Genomic DNA, 19,356 nt, shown 5'->3' on the forward strand with positions numbered 1-19,356 from the left:
GCGTCCACTACCGTGGTCGCAGCACAGTGCAGCGACCAACTGGAGGATCACGTGGGTAGGGACACCGAGGCCATCGAACGGGACATCGAGAACGCCCGCAACCAGCTTGCGAGCACCCTCGACGAATTGAGTGTGCGCGCCAGCCCGAAGAACGTGATGGCCCATGCCAAGCAGACCGTGATGGAGAAGGTGAACCAGCCCAACGTCAAGTACGCGCTCGCGGCGGTCGGTGTCGTCATCGGCGCCCTGGCGCTGCGCAAGCTGCTGCGCTGACAGCTGATCCGAAGGGCACCGTCGTCCGGTTCGCCGGACCGCGGTGCCCTTCGTCGTTTCCCGGCGTCGTGGTCGTGCCCGCCGGGGGAGTGACAAAGGACCCGTTTCGAGTTCGATCTTGGCGTGGTTGACTGGTAACGAGCCAACCGCGCCATCTTCGAGGGGGCTGACGGCCATGCCGAACGCACAGCGGGTTGCACGACTTCTTCTCGTCTCGATCCTGACCGCCATGGCCCTGCTCGGTTCGGGGGCCGCGGCCGCGGCGGGAACCGTCGGCGGTGCGCCGCCGGCCAGGCTGCCCGCGTCGGCGCTCGAGCCGGCGAACGGCGCGGTGGTGGGGGTGGGACATCCCGTGACCGTCCGGTTCGGCGCACCGGTCGGTGACCGCGCCGCCGCCGAACGTGCCGTCGAGATCACCACGTCGAAGCCCGTGAGCGGCCGTTTCGCGTGGCTCGACGACAGCCGCGTGCAGTGGGTTCCCGACCGCCTCTGGCCGGGGCACACCACCGTGACCGTCGCCGTGGCCGGGGCGCGCACCGAGTTCCAGGTCGGCGACGAGTTCGTCGCCGTCGCGAACCGGTCGACGCACCAGTTCACGGTCATCCTCAACGGCGAGGTGGTGCGGACGATGCCGGCGTCGATGGGCAAGCCCGGCTACGAGACCCCGGTCGGCACCTTCTCGGTTCTGGAGAAGTTCCGCGATCTCGTCATGGACTCGTCCACCTACGGCGTCCCGATCGACTCGCCGGAGGGTTACCGCATCGACACCGAGTACGCCGTGCGGCTCACCTGGGGTGGCATCTTCGTGCACGCGGCGCCGTGGTCGGTGGACTCGCAGGGCTACGCGAACGTCAGCCACGGCTGCATCAACCTGAGTACCGAGAACGCGCAGTGGTACTTCGACCGGGTGAAGATCGGCGACCCGGTGATCGTGGAGGGCTGACCGGCAGGAGGGACGCACCGTGACGGACGTGACCATCCCCACGGAGCGCGGGCCGATGCCCGCCCACCTCGCCACGCCCGCAGGCCCCGGTCCGTGGCCCGGGGTCGTCGTGATCCACGACGCGCTGGGCATGAGCCGCGACATCCGCGCCCAGGCCGACTGGCTCGCCGGCGAGGGCTTCCTTGCCGTCGCGCCGGACCTGTTCCACGGGTCCAGGCGGTCCACCTGCCTGTTCTCTCTCTTCCGGGGCTGGGTGCCGCGCGGCGACCTGGACGCCGCGCGGAACTGGCTCGCGGACCGGCGGGACTGCACGGGCCGCATCGGCGTGATCGGGTTCTGCATGGGCGGCGGCTTCGCCCTCGCCGTCGCGTCCGACCACAACTTCGCCGCGGCGAGCGTCAACTACGGCGGCCTCACGAAGGAAGTCGAGCGTGCCCTGCCGCGGGCGTGTCCGATCGTCGGCAGTTTCGGGACGAAGGACCGATGGCCCGGCGTGCGCGAGGTGCCCGACCGGCTCGAACCGGTACTGACGGCCGCGAACATCGACCACGACATCGAGCGATACCCGAACGTGGGGCACGGCTTCATGAACGACCACGACCCCGGTGATCTGTCGATCGTGGACAGGACCATCGCCAAGGTCGTGGCCGCCCGCTACGACGAGCCGGCCACCCGCGACGCGCGCGCCCGCATCGCCGCCTTCTTCCGCAGGCACCTCGGCGACGCTCCGCGCGCGAGCGACGGGCCCGGGGCGGCTACTTGATCACCGAGCCCGCGTCGATCGGCAGCTGCACGCCGGTGACGTAGCGCCCCGCGTCGCTGACCAGGAACAGGATCGCATTGCTGATGTCGACCGGTTCGACCCATTCGATCGGCAGGGCGTTCATGGCCTTGAACGACTCGGCCGCTTCCTCGCGGGTGATCTCCGACGGCTTCTTGTCCGGCAGGAAGACCGAGTAGGTCTGCTCGTTGTGGATCATGTCTGTGTTCACTGCCGTGGGATGCACCGAGTTCACGCGGATCATGTGGGGAGCGAGCTCGTTGGCGAGTGTCTTCGTCAACCCCACCACTCCGTGCTTGGCGGCGACGTAGTGGGCAAGGTTCGCCAGGCCCTTGATGCCGGCGGTGGAACTGGTGAGCACGATTGCGCCGCCGTCGTCGTTGGCCTTCAGGTGCGGCACGGCTGCCCGCACCGTCTTGAACACCCCCGTGAGATTGATATCGATCATGTCGTCCCACATCTCGTCCGTCAGGTCCTCGACCGGCGCGAAGCTGGCGATGCCGGCGTTCGCGAGGACGATGTCGAGCCGGCCGAGCTGGGCGACGCCCTCGTCGACCGCCGATTTCAGGGCGGCGCTGTCGCGGACGTCGGCCTGGCCGGCGATGATCCGCCGGTCCAGCGCCTCGACCTGCCGGACGGTCTCGGCGAGGTCGTCGGCCGTCGCGAGTGGGTATCCCACCGTGTCGACCTGGGCGCAGAGGTCGACGGCGATGATGTCGGCCCCCTCCTGGGCCAGCCGGACGGCGTGACTGCGGCCCTGTCCGCGTGCGGCACCGGTGATGAACGCGACCTTGCCCTCGAGCTGACCCATGGCGACACTCCTTCGACGGTCGATGTGATCCGCCTCCGAGGCTAGAGGGGTTCGCTGGTGGTCGGACCGAAATCGCAAGGTGGATCGGCATACTCGGCGTCCGGTCCGGTCGTGGAGAACATTCCCGGTGGGCAACGGACGCCGGGCGCCCCGGCGCGGTAGGAGTCTCCGATCGGTGCGGGCAGCGTGCACGAAAGATTTGGCCTGAAGCTACTTGTATTGAAAACGGAACGGTTCTACCGTTGGAGTATGAGCGCAGAAGCGCGCGACGTGGGCCCGGTGGAGGAGAAGCCGCGGCGGTACGACTCGACCCTTCGCCGGCGCCAGGCCGAGCAGAACCGGCGGGCCGTCCTCGACGCCGCCACCACCCTGTTCTCCGAGGGTGGGTGGTCGGTCGCGGTCCGAGACGTCGCGCGCTCGGCGGGCACATCGGTCGAAACGGTGTATGCCCACTTCGGTTCCAAGGCGGGACTCCTCATGCAGGTGCTCGACGTCGCCGTTGTCGGGGACGACGAACGGGTGGCGCTGATGGACCGGCCGGAGTTCGCCGCCCTGTCGCAGGGCACCCCTCGGGATCGGGCCGCCGCGGCAGCCGCCCTGGTGACCGGCATCAACCGACGAACCGTCGGCCTGCAGCGCACCCTGCGCGCGGCAGCCGTCGTGGAGCCGGACCTCGCGACATGGCTGGAACAGGCACGGGAGCGCCAGCGCCTGAACGTGCGGGTCGGCGGTGCGATGATGGCCGGCCGTGAACTGAGCCCGGTCGAGGCCGAGGGGCTGTGGGCCGTGCTCAGCATGGAGGTGTACGAGCTGTTGACCGGCAGCACCGGCTGGAGCCCTGAGCAGTACGAGAACTGGCTCACCGGAGCCATCATCCGGCTCCTGGGCCTGGAGAGTGGAAGGTGATGGGCCATGACTACCGACCATGGACCCGCAGACACACGCAGCATGGGAATAGTGCACAGCGCACTTCGCCGTGACCTGGAACGCACCCGGATCGTGCTCACCACCGAGCCGTACCCGGACCCTCGGCGTCGACGCGGACTGGCGGAGCACGTGTTGTGGATGATGCGCTTCCTGCACATCCATCACACCGGCGAGGATGTCGGGCTGTGGCCCTTGATCCGGGTGAAGAACCCCGACGCCGGCGCCCTGCTGGACCAGATGGACGCCGACCACCAGCGGATCGCACCGGCGATCACCGCCCTGGAAGACGCAGCGCTGGCCTACCGCGACGACGCGAACGCTCGGCAACCGCTGCTCGAAGCGCTGGCCGGGCTCACCGACGTGCTCCTTCCCCATCTGCGGCGTGAAGAGCTGGAGATGATGCCGGTCGTGGCCGCGACCCTCACCACCGCCGAGTACCACGACGTGGAACAGGAGTATTTCGTCAGGCCCAAGAGCTTCCTGGAACTCGGCGCGGAGGCCCACTGGGTCATCGACGGGCTCGGCGAGGACGACCGTGAGCTGATCATGCACGTGGTCCCCGCCGTGCCGCGCTTCATCCTGCTGCACGGCTTCGCGCGCACCTACCGGCGCAAGTCCAGCTTGCGGTGGGGCCACGGGCCCGCCGCCGCGCTGCCGTCGCTCAACCTCGCGCTTCTCGAGGGGCGATCCTGATGGGCACCTTGGCGCGGCACGGCAGGACCGAGACGGTGAGCCGCGCCCCGGCGGAGGCGGTGTGGCAGATCATCACCGACGTGACCCGGGTCGGTGAGTGGAGTCACGAATGCCGGGAAGCTCGCCTGCTCGGAAACGCCCGAGCGGCAGCGCCGGGAATCCGGTTCCGGGGCAGGAACCGCTCCGGCGGCCTCCGGTGGAGCCGGTCGTGCGTATTCACCGTTGTGGAGCCGCCGCGGACGCTGGCGTGGCGGACGGCGGGTCTCCTGGGCCGGGCGGACAGCACCGAATGGCGCATCGACCTCGAACCCGTCCCGGGAGGCACCAAGATCGTCCAGACCTACCGTGTGCTCCACGTGGCACCGGGCCTGGACCGGGTCTATTGGCGGCTGGTCAAGGCGCACCGAGACCGGCGCGCGGCACTGGAGGGCGACCTCCGCCGACTCGCCGAACTGGCGGCGGTCGAGGCCGAGTCGCACACGCCGGCCATGCGCCCGCCTCGCGAGGGAAACGCTGTGGCCGACGGTTCCCTCGGCCGCGGTACGGAACGTCGCCGGTACTCGGCGTAGTCCGGGCGGTCCCGCGGAGGCGCGGCCGGTGTTCGAGGCCGCGTCGAAGGCGGGGTGGCTGGTGGGGTGGCAAGGGCGTGGGTAAAGAAAAAGGCCAGACCTCGTGGGGAGGTCTGGCCTTTCTTGTGCGCCATCAGGGACTCGAACCCCGAACCCGCTGATTAAGAGTCAGCTGCTCTGCCAATTGAGCTAATGGCGCTTGGCGGTGCGTCTCCGGGCCGTTGTCCCGGCGACGAAGGAAAGATTACACACCTTCCAGTAGCGCACCAAATCGGCAGGTCATGCCGCATTTCGGTGGGAGCGACACGTAACGCCGAGGGGTCCGGCGGCGATTGGTATTCGAACGTTATTCGCGTCGTCGACGTCGCGACGGCTCCGCCTCGAGCGGGGCTGGCATCATCGAGCGCACACGCATCGACGTGCACTTTTGCGGCCCGGGGGAGGCCCGGAATCGGAGGGTGGAGAGTGGTTGGGAACAGTGCGGCGCCGCGCCGACGGCGGAATCGGCGCGCCGTCGCGGTGGTGCTCGGGACCGTGTTGGTCGGCGTCATGACCTTCGTCACGGCCTGCTCCGGTGCGAGCAGCGCCGGCGGGGCCGAGGAGGTGCCGATCGATTCGAATCCGCTCGCCGCGCTCATCAAGCCCACGGTGTCGGCGAGCGTCGTCGACGGAGGAGTCGGCTTCTCGCCCATCGAGCCCGTGACGGTCTCGGTGGTCAACGGCAAGCTCGAGTCGGTCACGCTGCTCAACCCGGACGGGGAACCCGTCGCCGGGGCGCTCGGCCCGGACGGAGCCACCTGGGCCAACACCGAGCCCCTCGGTTACAGCCGGCAGTACCGGCTCGAGGCCGTCGCGTACGGGCTCGGCGGAGCGACCACGACCGTCGCCTCCTTCGCCACCAGCGCCCCCGGCAACCTCACTCAGCCCTACGTGATGCCGGGCGAGGGCTCGGTCGTCGGCATCGGCCAGCCCGTCGCGATCCAGTTCGACGAGAACATCCCTGATCGCCTCGCCGTCGAGCAGGCCATCACCGTCGTCACCGACCCGCCGGTGGAGGGCGCGTTCTACTGGCTCAGCAACCGCGAGGTGCGGTGGCGGCCCGAGAACTACTGGGCGCCGGGCACGACGGTCACGGTGGACGTGAAGGTCTACGGCCGCGATCTCGGCGACGGTCTGTTCGGGCAGTCGGATGTGCATTCGGCCTTCACCGTCGGCGACGCGGTGATCATCACCGCCGACGACAACACCAAGCAGGTCACCGTCAACCGCAACGGGGTCGACGTGATGACGATGCCCACGTCCATGGGCAAGGACAGCACGCCCACCCCGAACGGCGTGTACACGATCGGCGACCGGTTCGAGCATCTGGTGATGGACTCATCGACCTATGGCGTCGCCGTCGACTCCCCGCAGGGCTACCGGACCCCGGTGGACTGGGCGACGCGGATGTCGTATAGCGGCATCTTCTTCCACTCCGCGCCGTGGTCGCTCGGCGATCAGGGTTCCCGCAACGTCAGCCACGGCTGCCTCAACCTGAGCCCGGCCAACGCCAGGTGGATCTTCGACAACACCAAGCGCGGCGACATCGTGATCGTGAAGAACACCGTCGGCGGCATCCTCGAAGGCACCGAGGGGCTCGGGGACTGGAACATCCCGTGGTCGACGTGGAAGGCCGGAAACGCACGCGCCTGATCCGCCGCCGGGCCCCCGGCGGCGGCACCCCGGCGTGTGGCAGGCTGGGGCCGCCTCCTGTGGTAGGGGTTGGCACGAGACCCCCGGGATCGACGATCCCGGGGGTCTTCCCATGTCGAGCGGCGCCTTCCGGGCAGCCCGCCCCCGCGGAAGGTCGACATGCGGTCCTGCGCGGCGGACAATCAGGGAAAGGCATGCCTACCTGTGACGTCGACCGACCGTGGACCACCGAGGGTGGCCCGGCGGACAGGACCGAGTCGAGGAGGATTCATGTCTACGACGACAGATCCCACGTTCTACCGCACCCCGAGTGATGCCGTAGCAGCCGCGCCCGAGCGGCTTGCCTATGTGGCTGCTTTCGATCCGGCCGGCCGGGCGAAGGATGCGATCGCAGTGGTCGATTGCGAGCCGGGTTCGCCGACATACGGTGGTGTGGTCGGCTGGACCGAGTTGCCGACGGCGGGCAACGAGTTGCACCACTTCGGGTGGAACGCCTGCTCGAGCGCGCTGTGTCATGAGGGGCACGGTCATGAGGGGCACGGTCACGAGGGGCACGGCGATCACCACGCCGGGCATCACGGGCAGCCGCTCGAGCGGCGATACCTGGTGGTGCCGGGCATCCGCTCGTCGAGAACGTACATCCTCGACACCAAACCCGACCCGCGGCACCCGGTGGTGACCCGCACGATCGAGGCCGCCGAGCTCGCCGCGAAGGCGGGATACTCGCGGCCGCACACGGTGCATTGCGGACCGGGGGGCATCTTCATGTCCGCCCTGGGAGGCGCCGACGGCGCCGAGGGTCCGGGCGGTGTCGCGCTGCTCGACCACGACACGTTCGACGTCGTCGGAGCGTGGGAGGCGGAGCACGGCGAGCAGTTCTTGGCGTACGACGTGTGGTGGCACCTGAAGTACGACACGGTGATCACCTCCGAGTGGGCCACGCCGTCGATGATCGAGAACGGACTCGACGCCGAGGACCTCCTCGGCCGCAGGTTCGGACACCACCTGGACTTCTGGAGCATGTCCGAGCGCAAGCTGACCCAGCGCGTCGATCTCGGCGACGAGCACCAGATGGTTCTCGAACTCCGCCCGGCTCACAATCCCTCCGAGGCGTTCGGGTTCGTGGGAGTCGTCATCAGCGTGGAGGATCTGTCGGCCTCCGTGTGGATGTGGCACAAGAGCGACGACCGGTGGGTGGTCGAGAAGGTGATCACCATTCCGGCGGAGCCGGCCGAGGCCGACGATCTGCCGCCCGCGCTGAAACCCTTCGGCGCGGTACCGCCGCTCGTCTCGGACATCGATCTGTCGGTCGACGACCGTTGGCTGTACGTCTCGTGCTGGGGCACAGGAGAACTCAAGCAGTACGACGTCGGCGATCCGTTCCACCCGAGGGAGACGGGATCGGTGCGCCTCGGTGGGATCGTGCGGCGCGAGCCGCACCCGGCGGATCCGGGCCTCCGGCTCGCGGGAGCTCCGCAGATGGTGGAGGTCAGTCGCGACGGGCGCCGGGTCTACGCCACCAACTCGCTCTATGCGGCCTGGGACGAGGTCTTCTACCCGGACGGGGTGGGGGCGTGGATGGCGAAGTTCGATGCCGACGTCTCCGCCGGTGGTCTGGTCATCGACCGTGGATTCTTCCCGCACGGCGACGACTTCCGCGGACGCAGGGTGCACCAGACCCGCCTGCAGGGCGGGGATGCGTCCAGCGACTCGTACTGCTTCACCGGGTGATCGCCGTTGCACGGCGGGTCGATCGCGCGATTCGGCGGTCGTCCGCCCAAGCGCCGCATCTCGGGTCGGAGCGCTGGTGCAGAGCTGCGCGACGCCGAAAAAGACGAGTCCCTGACCGGCATCTCTGCTGGTCAGGGACTCGCCCTGTGGGGGTGAGTGACGGGACTCGAACCCGCGACAGCCAGGATCACAACCTGGTGCTCTACCAACTGAACTACACTCACCATCGCATTCGCGATCGGCCTGGGCCGGTTGCGCCTGCGGTACAGATACTAGCCTGACTTTGCCGGAAACGGCGAATCCGCAGGTCAGGCCGGACCCAACTCTTTCGTGACAGCGGCGATCTCGGCCGACGGAGGGCCCGGTGGGGCGACGAACGCGGTCCGCCGGTAGTACCGCAGCTCCCGGATCGACTCCTTTATGTCGGCGAGCGCCCGATGCGACAGGCCCTTCGCCGGCTGCCCGAAGTAGATCCGCGGGTACCAGCGCCGGCACAGCTCCTTGACGGAGCTGACGTCCACCATGCGGTAGTGGAGGTAGGCGTCGAGCTCGGGCATGTCGCGGGCGATGAACCCGCGGTCCGTCGCGATCGAGTTGCCGGCCAGCGGCGCGGTGCCGGCCTCCGGGACGTGGGCCCGGATGTAGTCGAGCACCATCTTCTCCGCCTCGGCGACGCTCACCGTGGACCGGCGCACCTCGTCGGTGAGCCCGGAGCGCTCGTGCATCTGGGTGACGACGTCCGGCATCGCGGCGAGCGCGTCGTCGTCGGCGTGGATGACGATGTCCACCCCGTCGCCGAGCACGTTGAGATCACTGTCGGTGACGAGGGCGGCGATCTCGATCAGCTTGTCGCTGTCGATCCGCAATCCGGTCATTTCGCAATCGATCCACACAAGTTTGTCCTGCACGAAACACAGAGTAGTCAGGCCGGTCGTGGCGATAAGGTCACGGTGACCATTCCGCGGCCGCACGTGGACGAGGAGGACACCGCATGACGGTCGATCCGACACCGCCGGCACCGTCGCCGGCCGAGAAGGCGGCGGCCGCCCGCGCGGCCGCGGAGGAAGCGGCACGGGTCGCCGAAGCGGCCCTGAAGGCGGCCGAGCAGGCACAGCGCGAGGCGGAGGCGGCCGCGCGGGCCGCCGAGGCGACGGACGCCGCGCCCGCCGGGCCGGCCCGGCAGATCGCACCCGCCGGGCCGGCCCGGCAGATCGCCGCGGGATACGCCGCCGCCGGGGTCGCCCTCGAACTCGGTGCGGTCGTCCACGACGGGGTGGTCGATTCGTCGGCCCGGGTACGGATCCCGCTCGCCACGATGAACCGGCACGGACTGGTCGCCGGTGCGACCGGCACCGGCAAGACCAAGACCGTGCAGGGCATCGCCGAGCAACTCTCGGCCGCCGGGGTCCCGGTCGTGATGGCCGACATGAAGGGTGACCTGTCGGGGCTGTCGGCGCCCGGAGAGGACGACGACGGGCTCCGGACCCGCGCCGCGGAGACCGGGGATTCCGGATGGGGACCGACCGCCTACCCGGTGCAGTTCTTCTCGCTCGGCACCGAAGGCCCGGGCGTGCCCGTCCGCGCGACGGTCACCGCGTTCGGTCCGATCCTGCTGAGCAAGGTCCTCGGCCTCAACCCCACCCAGGAATCGACGTTGGGGCTGATCTTCCACTGGGCCGACCGCCAGGGGCTGCCGCTGCTCGACCTCAAGGATTTGCGGCAGGTCGTCACACACCTGACCAGCGACGAGGGAAAGGCAGAGCTGAAAGGTATCGGCGGGGTCTCCCCGGCGACCGCCGGCGTGATCCTGAGGGCGCTCGTCAACCTCGAGGCCGGCGGCGGGGAGACCTTCTTCGGAGAACCGGAGTTCGAGACCGAGGACCTGCTGCGCGTCGTCGGCGGCAACGGCGTGATCAGCCTGTTCGAGCTCGGCGCCCACGCGGCGCGGCCGGTGCTGTTCTCGACGTTCCTGATGTGGGTGCTCGCCGACCTGTTCCAGACGCTGCCGGAGGAGGGCGACCTCGACAAGCCGAAGCTCGTGTTCGTCTTCGACGAGGCGCACCTGCTCTTCGCCGACGCCTCGAAGGCGTTCCTGCAGCAGATCGAGCAGACGGTCAAGCTCATCCGTTCGAAGGGCGTGGGAGTGTTCTTCTGCACCCAGCTGCCCACGGATGTGCCCAATGCGGTGCTGTCCCAGCTCGGCGCGCGGGTGCAGCACGCGCTGCGCGCATTCACACCGGACGATCAGAAGGCGCTGGCCAAGACCGTCCGCACGTATCCGGAGACGGAGTTCTACGACCTCGAGGAGGCGCTGACCACCCTCGGGATCGGCGAGGCCGTCGTCACGGTGCTGTCCGAGAAGGGCGCGCCGACGCCTGTCGCGTGGACGCGGATCCGTCCGCCGCGTTCGTTGCTGGACACCGTCGGCGAGGAGGCGATCCGGTCCGCGGCGCGCGGGAGTGCGCTGTACGGCAAGTACGGGCAGACCGTCGACCGCGAGTCCGCCTACGAGAGGCTCACCGCGAAGGTGGCCGGCGCCCCCGACCTGGACCCACGTGCGCAGGTCCCGCCGTTGCCGGACCTGCCCGGCACGCCACCGCCCCGGGACGCGGGGCCGAGCATGGTCGAGCAGGTCCTCGGCAGCGCGGCCGTCAAGGGTTTCCTGCGGTCCGCGGCGTCGGCCGCGGGGCGCGAGATCAGCCGCAGCATCTTCGGCACCGGCCGCCGCCGTAGACGCTGACGGGGGCTACGCGCCCAGCTTCCGGTAGAAGGCGCCGACGATGGGCGCGACGACGCCGCGCGGGGTGTAGTTGCCGGCGACGGACATCGCCTTGCTGATCAGGCCCGGCACGATGCGCATCTTGTTCTCGGCGAGCGCGTCGAGCGACACCTTCGCGGTGTGCTCGCTGGAGATCCACAGGAAGTCCGGCACGAGCTTGTCGACGATCGAGGCCTCCGCCGGATCCGGGGTCTCCGTGCGCACCGGGCCCGGCGCCAGCAGCGTCACGTGCACGCCGCTGTCCTTCAGCTCCCCGCGCAGCGACTCGGAGAAGGTGTTGACGAATGCCTTCGTCGCCGCATAGGTCGCGTTGTGGGGGATCGGCATGTTGCCCGCCGCGGAACCGACCATCAGGATCGCCCCGGAGCGGCGCTCGACCATCTGCGGCAGCACCGCGAGGGTCAGGTCGTGCACCGCGACGGCGTTCAGCTCGACCTGGGCCCGCTCGTAGCCCGGATCCAGCTGGGCCACCGGGCCGAAGGTCGCGATGCCGGCGTTGTTGCACAGGATGCTGATCGGGCGCTCGCCGAGTTCGTCGACGAGCTTCGCCCGCGCGTCGCGGTCGGACAGGTCACACGCGCGGACCTCGACGGTGACGCCGTGCGTCGCCCGCAGCGTCGCGGCGAGCTCCTCCATCACGTCGCCGCGCCGGGCGACCAGGATCAGCGAGTGCCCGCGCGCGGCGAGCTCGGCGGCGAGGGCCTCGCCGATGCCGGAGGAGGCGCCGGTCACGACGGCGCGGGCGTCGGGGGTGGGGTTCGGCAGAGTCATGGTCGGTCAGCGTAGCCGCGGCCGGCTCAGATGCGGTCCGCGAGGCGCGTGCCCTGCTCGATCGCGCGCTTGGCGTCGAGTTCCGCGGCGATGTCGGCACCGCCGATGACGTGCGTGGTCACGCCCGCGGCGGTGAGCCGCTCGACGAGGTCACGGACGGGTTCCTGCCCGGCGCAGATCACCACGTTGTCCACGTCGAGCACCTTCGGGTCGCGGCGGTCCTCGCCGAAGCTGATGTGCAGGCCGGCGTCGTCGATCCGCTCGTAGTTCACGCCCGAGATCTCGTGCACCTTCTTGTGCTGCAGCGACGCCCGGTGCACCCATCCGCTGGTCTTGCCGAGCCGCGCGCCGATCCGGCCGGGCTTGCGCTGCAGCAGGAACACCTCGCGCGGCGACGGCGACGGGCGGGGCTCGGTGAGCGCTCCCGGGGCGGCCTTCGGGTCGGTGACGCCCCACTCGCGCTTCCATTCGGCCAGGTCGAGGGTGGGGGAGTGGTCGTGGGTGAGGAACTCGGAGACGTCGACGCCGATGCCGCCCGCCCCGATCACGGCGACGCGGGCGCCGACGGGCGCACCCTCGCGGACGACCTGCGGGTACGACAGCACGCTCGGGTGGTCGATGCCGGGGATCGCGGGCACGCGGGGGGTGACGCCGGTCGCGACGACCACCTCGTCGTAGGCACCGATCAGGTCGTCGGCCGTGGCGCGGGTGCCGAGCTCGACCTGGACCTTCGTCAGCTCCAGCTGGCGGCGGTAGTACCGCAGGGTCTCGGCGAACTCCTCCTTGCCGGGGATGCGGCGGGCGATGCCGAACTGGCCGCCGATCTCGTCGTCGGCTTCGAACAGGGTGACGGCGTGCCCGCGGCGGGCCAGGTTCACCGCCGCGGCGAGCCCGGCGGGCCCGGCGCCGACGACCGCGACGGCCTTGCGGCGGCGGGTGGGGGCGAGCAGCAGCTCGGTCTCCCGCCCGGCGCGGGGGTTGAGCAGGCACGAGACGTGCTTGTTGACGAAGGCGTGGTCGAGGCAGGCCTGATTGCAGGCGATGCAGGTGTTGATCTCGTCGGCGGCACCGGCGGTGGCCTTGCGGACCCACTCCGGGTCGGCCAGCATCGGCCGGGCCATCGAGATGAGCTGTGTGTCGCCGCGGGCCAGGATCTCCTCGGCGGTCTCGGGCATGTTGATCCGGTTGGACGCGGCGACGGGGATTGCGACGTGCTTCGCCAGTTCGGCCGTGACGTCCGCGAACGCGGCGCGCGGGACGGACGTGACGATGGTGGGCACCCGCGACTCGTGCCAGCCGATGTCGGTGTTGATCAGCGTTGCGCCCGCCCGCTCGACCTCCTGAGCGAGGGCGACGATCTCGTCCCAGCGCTGGCCGCCTTCGACGAGGTCGGCCATGGACAGCCGGAAGCAGATCGCGAAGTCCGGGCCGACGGCCTCGCGGGTGCGGCGGACGATCTCGACGGGCAGCCGGCGACGGTTCTCGGGGCTGCCGCCCCACTCGTCGGTGCGCCGGTTGGTGCGCTCGGCGAGGAACTGGTTGATGAAGTAGCCCTCGCCGCCCATGATCTCGACGCCGTCGTAGCCGGCCCGCTGGGCGAGGCGGGCGCAGCGGACGTAGGCGCGGATCTGCCGGCGCACGCCCCAGGAGGTGAGCCTGCGCGGCCGGAACGGGTTGATCGGCGCCTTGATCGACGAGGCGGACACGCTCAGCGGCCAGTAGCTGTAGCGCCCGGCGTGCAGGATCTGCAGCAGGATGCGACCGCCCTCGGCGTGGACGGCATCGGTGATCGTCCGGTGCCGCCGGGCCTCGAGCCGGTTGGTGAGCTTGGCGCCGAACGGCAGCAGCCACCCGGTCCGGTTGGGTGCGTAGCCGCCGGTGACGATGAGGCCGACCCCGCCGCGGGCACGCTCGGCGAAGTACGCGGCGAGGCGGCCGGTGTTCTTGGCGCGGTCCTCGAGTCCGGTGTGCATCGAGCCCATGACGACGCGGTTGGGCACCGGGAACGGTCCGAGGTCGAGCGGTGAGAGCAGGTGGGGGTAGGGGTTCGTCACGAGTGGTCCTCGGTGGTGAGGGCGTCGAGCACTTCCTGGCACCAGTCGGCGAAGCCCTGTTCGACGCGGATGCCGCCGCGCAGGACGAGGTACTGGTGCAGTGAGGGCCCGGTGAGCCGGTGGGGTGCGGGGAAGTCGCGTTTCTCGATGGTGCGGTACACCTCGAGGCGGGCGGCGTGGGCGTCGCGGTGGCGGGTGAGCTCCGCGAGGAGGGCGGGCAGGGTGCCGGGCCCGGCGGCGCGGATCTTCACGGCCAGGTCGCTGCGCAGCTGCTCGGGGTCGGAGGGGTGGGCGATCCAACGGTCCAGCTCGGTGCGTCCGGCGGCGCTGACGCGGTAGACCTTCTTGTCGGGCCGGCCGTCCTGCGGCACGGTGCGGCCGGTGACCCAGCCGTGGTCCTCCATACGCCGCAGCACGCGGTAGATCTGCTGGTGCGTCGCGCTGTGGAAGAAGCCGATCGACTTGTCGAACCGGCGGGCCAGTTCGTAGCCGGAGCCGGACCGCTCGTCGAGTGCGGCGAGCAGCGCGTGTTCCAGGGCCATGTCGAGAGTATGCACCGAGGTGCATATGCAATCAAGTGCACAGCTGGGGGGACGGTCGCGAACCTCTCGGTCAGCCGCGAACGCGGAGTGCGGTCGCGGCTGACCGGAAATCGCGCGGATCACCGGAGGCCGGTTCTCGGCGCGACGATCTCCTAGGCTGCGGGCATGAGCGCGCACACGGACGCCGCCGGGATCGGGGAGGCCACCTCGCGACGGCAGGTCTTCGCCTGGGGAATGTGGGACTTCGGGTCGTCGGCCTACCACGCGGTGGTGCTGACCTTCGTCTTCTCCGTGTATCTCACCGACGCCGTCGGCGACGACCTGCCGGGGTCGATGTCGGCGAGCACGTGGCTCGGGTGGGCGCTGGGCATATCGGGGTTCTTCATCGCGGTCACCGCCCCCGTCTCGGGCCAGCGCTACGACGCGGCCGGCCGGCGCAAGCGGTCCCTGGCGGTGCTGTCCTACGCCGGTGTCGCGCTGATGGCGGCGATGGTCTTCGTGCGCGACGACTACCACTACCTGTGGCTCGGCCTCGTGCTGCTGGGTGTGTCGTCGGTCGTCGTCGAACTCGCGCAGGTGCCCTACAACGCGATGCTGCGTCAGGTCTCCACCGAGGAGAACATGGGCCGGGTCTCCGGTTTGGGTTGGGCCATGGGCTATTTCGGTGGGCTGCTGTTGTTGCTGCTGGGGTACTTCGGGTTCATCGCCGGCGACGGCGACACCCGCGGCTTCCTCGGCGTGAGCACCGAGGGCGGCCTCAACATCCGCCTGGTCGTGGTGGCCGCGGCGGTGTGGTTCGCGGTCTTCGCCGTCCCGGTGCTGCTGGCGGTGCCGGAGGTTCCGCCCACCGGTGCCGATCCCGGCGCGGAGCGGGCCGGGATCGTGCAGTCCTACCGGGTGCTGCTGCGCGACCTGCGCGAGCTGTGGGCGATGGATCGGCGCACCGTCGGCTACCTCGGCGCCTCGGCGCTGTTCCGCGACGGCCTGGCCGGGGTGTTCACGTTCGGTGCGGTGCTCGCGGTGAACGTGTACGGCATCGATGCCGCCGACGTGCTGCTGTTCGGCGTGGCCGCGAACGTGGTGTCGGCCCTCGGTGCGCTGGCCGCGGGGCGCTTCGACGACCGGGTCGGCCCCAAGGCGGTGATCGTCGCCTCGCTCGCCGCGATGATGGCCGTGGGGGTCGTGCTGCTCGTGGTGTCGGGGCCGCTGATGTTCTGGATCTTCGGTCTGCTGCTGTGCCTGTTCGTCGGGCCCGCGCAGTCGTCGGCCCGCACCTTCCTCGCGCGCATCACCCCGGCCGGGCGGGAGGGGCAGATGTTCGGGCTCTACGCGACGTCGGGCCGCGCCGTGTCGTTCCTGGCCCCGACCCTGTTCGGGCTCTTCGCCTGGACGTTCGACGCGGACCGGGCCGGGATCGCCGGCCTGCTCGTCGTGCTCGGCGCGGGGCTGGCGGCGCTGCTCGCGGTGCGGGCCCCGGAGGGTCAGTCCTTGAAGTAGACGAGCTGGTGGGTCGTGGCGAGCAGCGTGCCGTCGCGGCCCCACAGCTGGGCGGCCTGATCGAAGTAGCCCTGCGAGAAGCGGTGGGTGCGTGCGGTGCCCAGGACGAAGTCGTCGCCCTGGGCCTCGAGCTGCCCGGCGTCGGCGTGGAAGTACACCGTCAGGGACACGGTCCCGGCCGGCATGTACCGGCCGCGGCGCAGGAACACCCTCGGGTAGAACACGTCGCACAGCGCCGTCAGCGCCGGGAAGTCGAGCGGGCGGGCCGGGGTGTCGCGCACCCACAGCGTCGTGGTGGAGTCGGGGTGCTCGCCGGCGTCCTGCTGGGGCACCGCGCCTTCGACGAACCGCATCTCGTAGTTGCGGGCCCACGCGATGAAGTCCGGGAAGGTCCGGGTGGGAACCGCATCCGCCGACGGGACCGCCGGCATGTCGAGCTCGGTGTCCGACCAGGTGTCGCGGCGGGTGCCGAACACCGCGGTGGCGGTGGTGGTGACCACACCGTCCTGCGTCAGCTCCAGCAGCCAGTGCTGGTTGGTGCGGTTGGTGCGGACCGCCCGCACGGTGATGTCGAACTCGCCGTCGGCGACCGGGCCGGCGTAGTTGACGGTGAGGGAAATGGGATCGCCGAGCCGGTCCGGGTGCTGCTGGACGGCCCGCAGCAGGGCGGCGGCGGTGACGCCGCCGAACGGACCGACCATGTTCGTGTACTCCGGGCTGGTCCGCCCCCGCGCGTGACCGTCCTCCGCGGGCTCGAGCGCCACGGCGGCGTCGAAGGGGTGGGGCGGGGCGGCGATCTCGGTCACGACGACTCCTCGGGAAGAACGGGTCCGTTCCGGCACGGTCCGGACCTAAGTATGACAACATACATAGAAACCGACGGCAAGAGCGGAGCGCGGACATGGCGAGGCGAAGCGACCCGACCACCGGCCCTCGCGCCGCGATGATCCGCAGCGCGATCCGGCTCATCCGCGAGCGGGGCGTCGCGGCGACCTCGTTCGCCGACGTGCTCGCCCACAGCGGCGCGCCGCGCGGGTCGGTCTACCACCATTTCCCGGGCGGAAAGGCGCAGCTCGTCGAGGAGGCCACCCGCAGTGCCGCGGACCACCTGGGTGACGGGATGGCACGGGTGCTGGACTCCTCGGACACCCCCGGCGCACTGCAGGCTCTCGCCGACCTGTGGCGTCGCGGTCTCGAGGCCGGCGACTACGCGGTCGGCTGCCCGATCGTCGCGGCGGCCCTGGGCACCGAGCGCGGCGCCCGCGATGTCGCCGGGGAGGCGTTCGAGCACTGGTGTGGCCTGCTCACCGGCACGCTCGTCGCGGACGGGGTGGGCCCGGAACGCGCCCGGTCGTTGGCGGTGCTCATCGTCGGCGCGCTCGAGGGTGCGCTGGTGCTCGCCCAGGCGCAGCGCAGCTCGGCGCCGCTCGACGCGGTGGTCGACGAGCTCTCGGCCCTGTGCCGATCGGCGATCGACCCCGCGGCTAGTCCGCGATCGTGACCAGGACCTGTTCGGCTGCGTTGCGGTGGCCGTCGGCGTTGGGGTGCAGCGGGGCGGCCGGCTGGGACGGGAACAGGCCTTCGGTCCAGCGCTGCGCGGAGGGCTGGCACGCGTCGTGCCCGACGGTGGACTCGCGCAGGTCGACGTAGTCGACGCCCGCGGCGTCGGCCTGCTGTTCCATCGCCGTGTTGAGCCGGTCGATCTTCGCCTGCAGGTACGTCGCGTCGTCCGGCAGGATCGGCTGATCGGGATAGCATCCGCCGTCCCGGATCCCGGTCGGGTAGCCGACGAGCAGGATGCGCGCGTCCGGGGCGCGGTTGCGGATCTCCCGCACGATCACGCCGTAGGTGGGGGCGAAGTCGTCGATCGCGCGGTCCACGAGGTCGAGGCCGTCGCGGACGTTCGCGGTCGCGCACAGGGGTCCGGCCGGTGCCGCGGCCCTGCCGGACGAGCGGTCGAGCGCGAGACACGATCCGGCCAGGGCGACCAGGCCGATGTCGTTGCCGCCGATCCCGACGGTGACCAGCTCGGTTTCGGGGGTGAGTGCATCGTATTGCGGGGGGACGGTGGCGCCCGACGAAACCACTTGGGGCCCTGTCAGGTTCGCTGTCGTCGCGGAACTGCACGACGCGTCGCGGAAGTTGTCGATGCCCAGCGTCTCGGCCACCGCATGGGGGTAGTTGCTCCCCGAGCGCGCGCACGCCGAGTCGATCTGGGGCGGGATCATCGGGCCCGCCGTGAACGAGTCACCCAGGGCCACATAGGAGCTGTAGGCGGGGCTGGGCTCGGGCTCGGAATCGGCGGGCGACCCGGGATCGGTGCAGGCCGCGGCGGCGAGCACGGTGAGGGAGGCGGCCGCGGCCGCGCCGAGCCGGCGACGCATACGGCGGTGGCAGGCTGCGGTGGTCACGGCCCCTCCTGTGGTCATGCTCTTACGGCCGGTCGCCGATGCGGGCGAGGATCGCCTTCGCCAGCGCGTCCGGTGCCTCCTCCGGCACCCAGTGGCTGACGTCGTCGAGGACGACGAATTCGTAAGGCGCGTCGACGAACTCGCCGCAGCGCTCCGCGCCCACCCGGCCGAGGGCCGAATCCTCGGTGCTCCACACGTAGGTGGTGGGCACCCGCACCGGTGCCAGCTCGGAGAGCTCCCGGGTCATCGCGCGGTACCAGTTGAGCGCGGCGGTCAGGGCGCCGGGCTCGGACAGCACGCGCACGTATTCGTCGATCGACTCGGGGCTCACCCGGTCGCCGTACATCGCGCGCAGGCGACGGGCGTCGTCCTCGAGCAGGACGTGCTCGGCCTTTCCCTCCTGCCGGAGCAGCTTGATGTAGGCGGCGCGGGCCTGCTGATCGGCGTCCTCGCGCAGGGCCCAGCCGTAGGCCGCGAGGTGTGGCACGGACACCGCGGTCAGGGTGCTGATGCGGTCGGGGTGCCGCGCCGCGACCTGCCAGGCCACGGCGGCGCCCCAGTCGTGCCCCACCAGGTGGGCCTGCCCGAGGCCGGTCGCGTCGAGCAGCCCGATCACGTCACCGACCAGCAGGTCGATGGTGTATGCCGACACGCCGTCCGGGCGGGCGCCGGGGGAGTACCCCCGTTGGTCCGGCATCAGCACTCGCAGACCTGCCTCCGCGAGCTGCGGCGCCACGGCCTCCCAGCTGCGGGCGGTCTCCGGGAATCCGTGCAGCAGCACGACGGGCGTGCCGTCGGCGGGACCGGTGACGTGAACGTCGAAGGTGAGGTCTCCGAGGGTGACGTGAGTGGTCTCGAACATGGCGCCCACCGTACGGGTTG

At 70.5% G+C, this 19,356-nt stretch carries 19 protein-coding genes and 2 tRNA genes; 11 read left to right on the plus strand and 10 right to left on the minus strand.

Features of this window, described 5'->3' with window-relative positions; all coding sequences use genetic code 11:
• The first annotated feature begins 51 nt into the window (after positions 1-51).
• The 3 genes from KZJ41_RS11725 (at position 52) to KZJ41_RS11735 (ending at position 1,979) form a co-directional block, all read left to right on the plus strand.
• Positions 52-273 carry a DUF3618 domain-containing protein gene (locus tag KZJ41_RS11725; protein WP_006937565.1) on the plus strand — a complete coding sequence of 74 codons (222 nt, stop codon included), beginning with the start codon at positions 52-54 and terminating at the stop codon, positions 271-273.
• 175 nt (positions 274-448) lie between these two features.
• Positions 449-1,216: a L,D-transpeptidase family protein gene (locus KZJ41_RS11730; RefSeq protein WP_006937568.1), complete on the plus strand. Its 768-nt coding sequence runs from the start codon at positions 449-451 to the stop codon at positions 1,214-1,216.
• 28 nt (positions 1,217-1,244) lie between these two features.
• Positions 1,245-1,979: a dienelactone hydrolase family protein gene (locus KZJ41_RS11735; protein ID WP_231771710.1), complete on the plus strand. Its 735-nt coding sequence runs from the start codon at positions 1,245-1,247 to the stop codon at positions 1,977-1,979.
• Here KZJ41_RS11735 and KZJ41_RS11740 read toward each other — a convergent pair.
• Positions 1,972-2,808, minus strand: a complete 837-nt coding sequence (locus KZJ41_RS11740) for a mycofactocin-coupled SDR family oxidoreductase (protein ID WP_006937571.1) — start codon at positions 2,806-2,808, stop codon at positions 1,972-1,974. The genes KZJ41_RS11735 and KZJ41_RS11740 overlap by 8 nt on opposite strands.
• 249 nt (positions 2,809-3,057) lie before the next feature.
• On the opposite strand from KZJ41_RS11740, the gene KZJ41_RS11745 reads away from it, so the two are divergent.
• Genes KZJ41_RS11745 through KZJ41_RS11755 form a run of 3 tightly spaced genes read left to right on the plus strand, consistent with a single transcriptional unit; the run spans position 3,058 to position 4,997 of the window.
• Positions 3,058-3,714: a TetR/AcrR family transcriptional regulator gene (locus tag KZJ41_RS11745; protein WP_072634991.1), complete on the plus strand. Its 657-nt coding sequence runs from the start codon at positions 3,058-3,060 to the stop codon at positions 3,712-3,714.
• Positions 3,715-3,720: 6 nt separating this feature from the next.
• Positions 3,721-4,428: a hemerythrin domain-containing protein gene (locus KZJ41_RS11750; RefSeq protein ID WP_029543001.1), complete on the plus strand. Its 708-nt coding sequence runs from the start codon at positions 3,721-3,723 to the stop codon at positions 4,426-4,428.
• Positions 4,428-4,997 (plus strand): SRPBCC family protein, encoded by a 570-nt coding sequence (locus KZJ41_RS11755; RefSeq protein ID WP_065922691.1) that lies wholly within the window; start codon positions 4,428-4,430, stop codon positions 4,995-4,997. Before KZJ41_RS11750 ends, KZJ41_RS11755 begins: the two co-directional genes overlap by 1 nt.
• Before the next feature lie 126 nt (positions 4,998-5,123).
• Here the strand turns inward: KZJ41_RS11755 and KZJ41_RS11760 are convergent.
• A tRNA-Lys gene (locus tag KZJ41_RS11760) sits at positions 5,124-5,196 on the minus strand.
• A 350-nt stretch (positions 5,197-5,546) separates the two neighbouring features.
• Between KZJ41_RS11760 and KZJ41_RS11765 the strand changes: the two genes are divergently transcribed.
• Positions 5,547-6,689 (plus strand): Ig-like domain-containing protein, encoded by a 1,143-nt coding sequence (locus KZJ41_RS11765; RefSeq protein WP_251550800.1) that lies wholly within the window; start codon positions 5,547-5,549, stop codon positions 6,687-6,689.
• Between the two features lie 270 nt (positions 6,690-6,959).
• Entirely contained in the window at positions 6,960-8,420 is a 1,461-nt protein-coding gene (locus KZJ41_RS11770) for a selenium-binding protein SBP56-related protein (RefSeq protein ID WP_065922690.1), read from the plus strand.
• Positions 8,421-8,567: 147 nt separating this feature from the next.
• Here KZJ41_RS11770 and KZJ41_RS11775 read toward each other — a convergent pair.
• Together KZJ41_RS11775 and orn are read right to left on the minus strand one after the other, a co-directional pair.
• Positions 8,568-8,645, minus strand: a tRNA-His gene (locus KZJ41_RS11775).
• Positions 8,646-8,728: 83 nt separating this feature from the next.
• Entirely contained in the window at positions 8,729-9,328 is a 600-nt protein-coding gene (orn, locus tag KZJ41_RS11780; protein WP_029543010.1) for an oligoribonuclease, read from the minus strand.
• Positions 9,329-9,411: 83 nt separating this feature from the next.
• Here orn and KZJ41_RS11785 point away from each other — a divergent pair, with 83 nt between their 5' ends.
• Complete coding sequence (locus KZJ41_RS11785) at positions 9,412-11,160, plus strand: helicase HerA-like domain-containing protein (protein WP_231771707.1); 1,749 nt, start codon at positions 9,412-9,414, stop codon at positions 11,158-11,160.
• A gap of 6 nt (positions 11,161-11,166) precedes the next feature.
• Here the strand turns inward: KZJ41_RS11785 and cmrA are convergent, their stop codons facing one another.
• From cmrA to KZJ41_RS11810, 3 genes are read right to left on the minus strand one after another with little or no spacing between them, the layout of a single operon-like run.
• Positions 11,167-11,970: a mycolate reductase gene (gene cmrA, locus KZJ41_RS11790; RefSeq protein ID WP_043798995.1), complete on the minus strand. Its 804-nt coding sequence runs from the start codon at positions 11,968-11,970 to the stop codon at positions 11,167-11,169.
• A gap of 26 nt (positions 11,971-11,996) precedes the next feature.
• Entirely contained in the window at positions 11,997-14,024 is a 2,028-nt protein-coding gene (locus tag KZJ41_RS28505) for an NADPH-dependent 2,4-dienoyl-CoA reductase (protein WP_306430613.1), read from the minus strand.
• Positions 14,021-14,566: a PadR family transcriptional regulator gene (locus KZJ41_RS11810; RefSeq protein WP_050035029.1), complete on the minus strand. Its 546-nt coding sequence runs from the start codon at positions 14,564-14,566 to the stop codon at positions 14,021-14,023. Before KZJ41_RS11810 ends, KZJ41_RS28505 begins: the two co-directional genes overlap by 4 nt.
• A gap of 165 nt (positions 14,567-14,731) precedes the next feature.
• Between KZJ41_RS11810 and KZJ41_RS11815 the strand changes: the two genes are divergently transcribed.
• Complete coding sequence (locus tag KZJ41_RS11815) at positions 14,732-16,063, plus strand: MFS transporter (RefSeq protein ID WP_065922687.1); 1,332 nt, start codon at positions 14,732-14,734, stop codon at positions 16,061-16,063.
• Here the strand turns inward: KZJ41_RS11815 and KZJ41_RS11820 are convergent.
• Positions 16,048-16,869 (minus strand): acyl-CoA thioesterase II, encoded by an 822-nt coding sequence (locus KZJ41_RS11820; RefSeq protein ID WP_006939009.1) that lies wholly within the window; start codon positions 16,867-16,869, stop codon positions 16,048-16,050. The genes KZJ41_RS11815 and KZJ41_RS11820 overlap by 16 nt on opposite strands.
• Positions 16,870-16,964: 95 nt before the next feature.
• Between KZJ41_RS11820 and KZJ41_RS11825 the strand changes: the two genes are divergently transcribed.
• Positions 16,965-17,564, plus strand: coding sequence for a TetR/AcrR family transcriptional regulator (locus tag KZJ41_RS11825; RefSeq protein WP_006939010.1), 600 nt, complete (start codon positions 16,965-16,967; stop codon positions 17,562-17,564).
• On the opposite strand, the gene KZJ41_RS11830 is transcribed toward KZJ41_RS11825, so the two are convergent.
• Positions 17,548-18,492 (minus strand): SGNH/GDSL hydrolase family protein, encoded by a 945-nt coding sequence (locus KZJ41_RS11830; protein WP_044476092.1) that lies wholly within the window; start codon positions 18,490-18,492, stop codon positions 17,548-17,550. The two genes, KZJ41_RS11825 and KZJ41_RS11830, sit on opposite strands and share 17 nt — an antisense overlap.
• Positions 18,493-18,496: 4 nt before the next feature.
• Positions 18,497-19,336: an alpha/beta fold hydrolase gene (locus KZJ41_RS11835; protein ID WP_006939012.1), complete on the minus strand. Its 840-nt coding sequence runs from the start codon at positions 19,334-19,336 to the stop codon at positions 18,497-18,499.
• Positions 19,337-19,356: the final 20 nt, after the last annotated feature.

Source organism: Rhodococcus sp. 11-3, assembly GCF_023704055.1.
GTDB lineage: Bacteria > Actinomycetota > Actinomycetes > Mycobacteriales > Mycobacteriaceae > Rhodococcus > Rhodococcus aetherivorans.

Excerpts from the sequence above, each read along its gene's own strand:
- cmrA (WP_043798995.1), bottom strand. The coding sequence starts at position 11,970 with ATGACTCTGCCGAACCCCACCCCCGACGCCCGCGCCGTCGTGACCGGC.
- KZJ41_RS11770 (WP_065922690.1), top strand. The coding sequence starts at position 6,960 with ATGTCTACGACGACAGATCCCACGTTCTACCGCACCCCGAGTGATGCC.
- KZJ41_RS11830 (WP_044476092.1), bottom strand. The coding sequence starts at position 18,492 with ATGACCACAGGAGGGGCCGTGACCACCGCAGCCTGCCACCGCCGTATG.
- KZJ41_RS11815 (WP_065922687.1), top strand. The coding sequence starts at position 14,732 with ATGAGCGCGCACACGGACGCCGCCGGGATCGGGGAGGCCACCTCGCGA.
- KZJ41_RS11765 (WP_251550800.1), top strand. The coding sequence starts at position 5,547 with ATGACCTTCGTCACGGCCTGCTCCGGTGCGAGCAGCGCCGGCGGGGCC.
- KZJ41_RS11755 (WP_065922691.1), top strand. The coding sequence starts at position 4,428 with ATGGGCACCTTGGCGCGGCACGGCAGGACCGAGACGGTGAGCCGCGCC.
- KZJ41_RS11750 (WP_029543001.1), top strand. The coding sequence starts at position 3,721 with ATGACTACCGACCATGGACCCGCAGACACACGCAGCATGGGAATAGTG.
- KZJ41_RS11745 (WP_072634991.1), top strand. The coding sequence starts at position 3,058 with ATGAGCGCAGAAGCGCGCGACGTGGGCCCGGTGGAGGAGAAGCCGCGG.
- KZJ41_RS11810 (WP_050035029.1), bottom strand. The coding sequence starts at position 14,566 with ATGGCCCTGGAACACGCGCTGCTCGCCGCACTCGACGAGCGGTCCGGC.
- KZJ41_RS11825 (WP_006939010.1), top strand. The coding sequence starts at position 16,965 with ATGGCGAGGCGAAGCGACCCGACCACCGGCCCTCGCGCCGCGATGATC.
- KZJ41_RS11740 (WP_006937571.1), bottom strand. The coding sequence starts at position 2,808 with ATGGGTCAGCTCGAGGGCAAGGTCGCGTTCATCACCGGTGCCGCACGC.
- KZJ41_RS11730 (WP_006937568.1), top strand. The coding sequence starts at position 449 with ATGCCGAACGCACAGCGGGTTGCACGACTTCTTCTCGTCTCGATCCTG.
- KZJ41_RS11835 (WP_006939012.1), bottom strand. The coding sequence starts at position 19,336 with ATGTTCGAGACCACTCACGTCACCCTCGGAGACCTCACCTTCGACGTT.
- KZJ41_RS11785 (WP_231771707.1), top strand. The coding sequence starts at position 9,412 with ATGACGGTCGATCCGACACCGCCGGCACCGTCGCCGGCCGAGAAGGCG.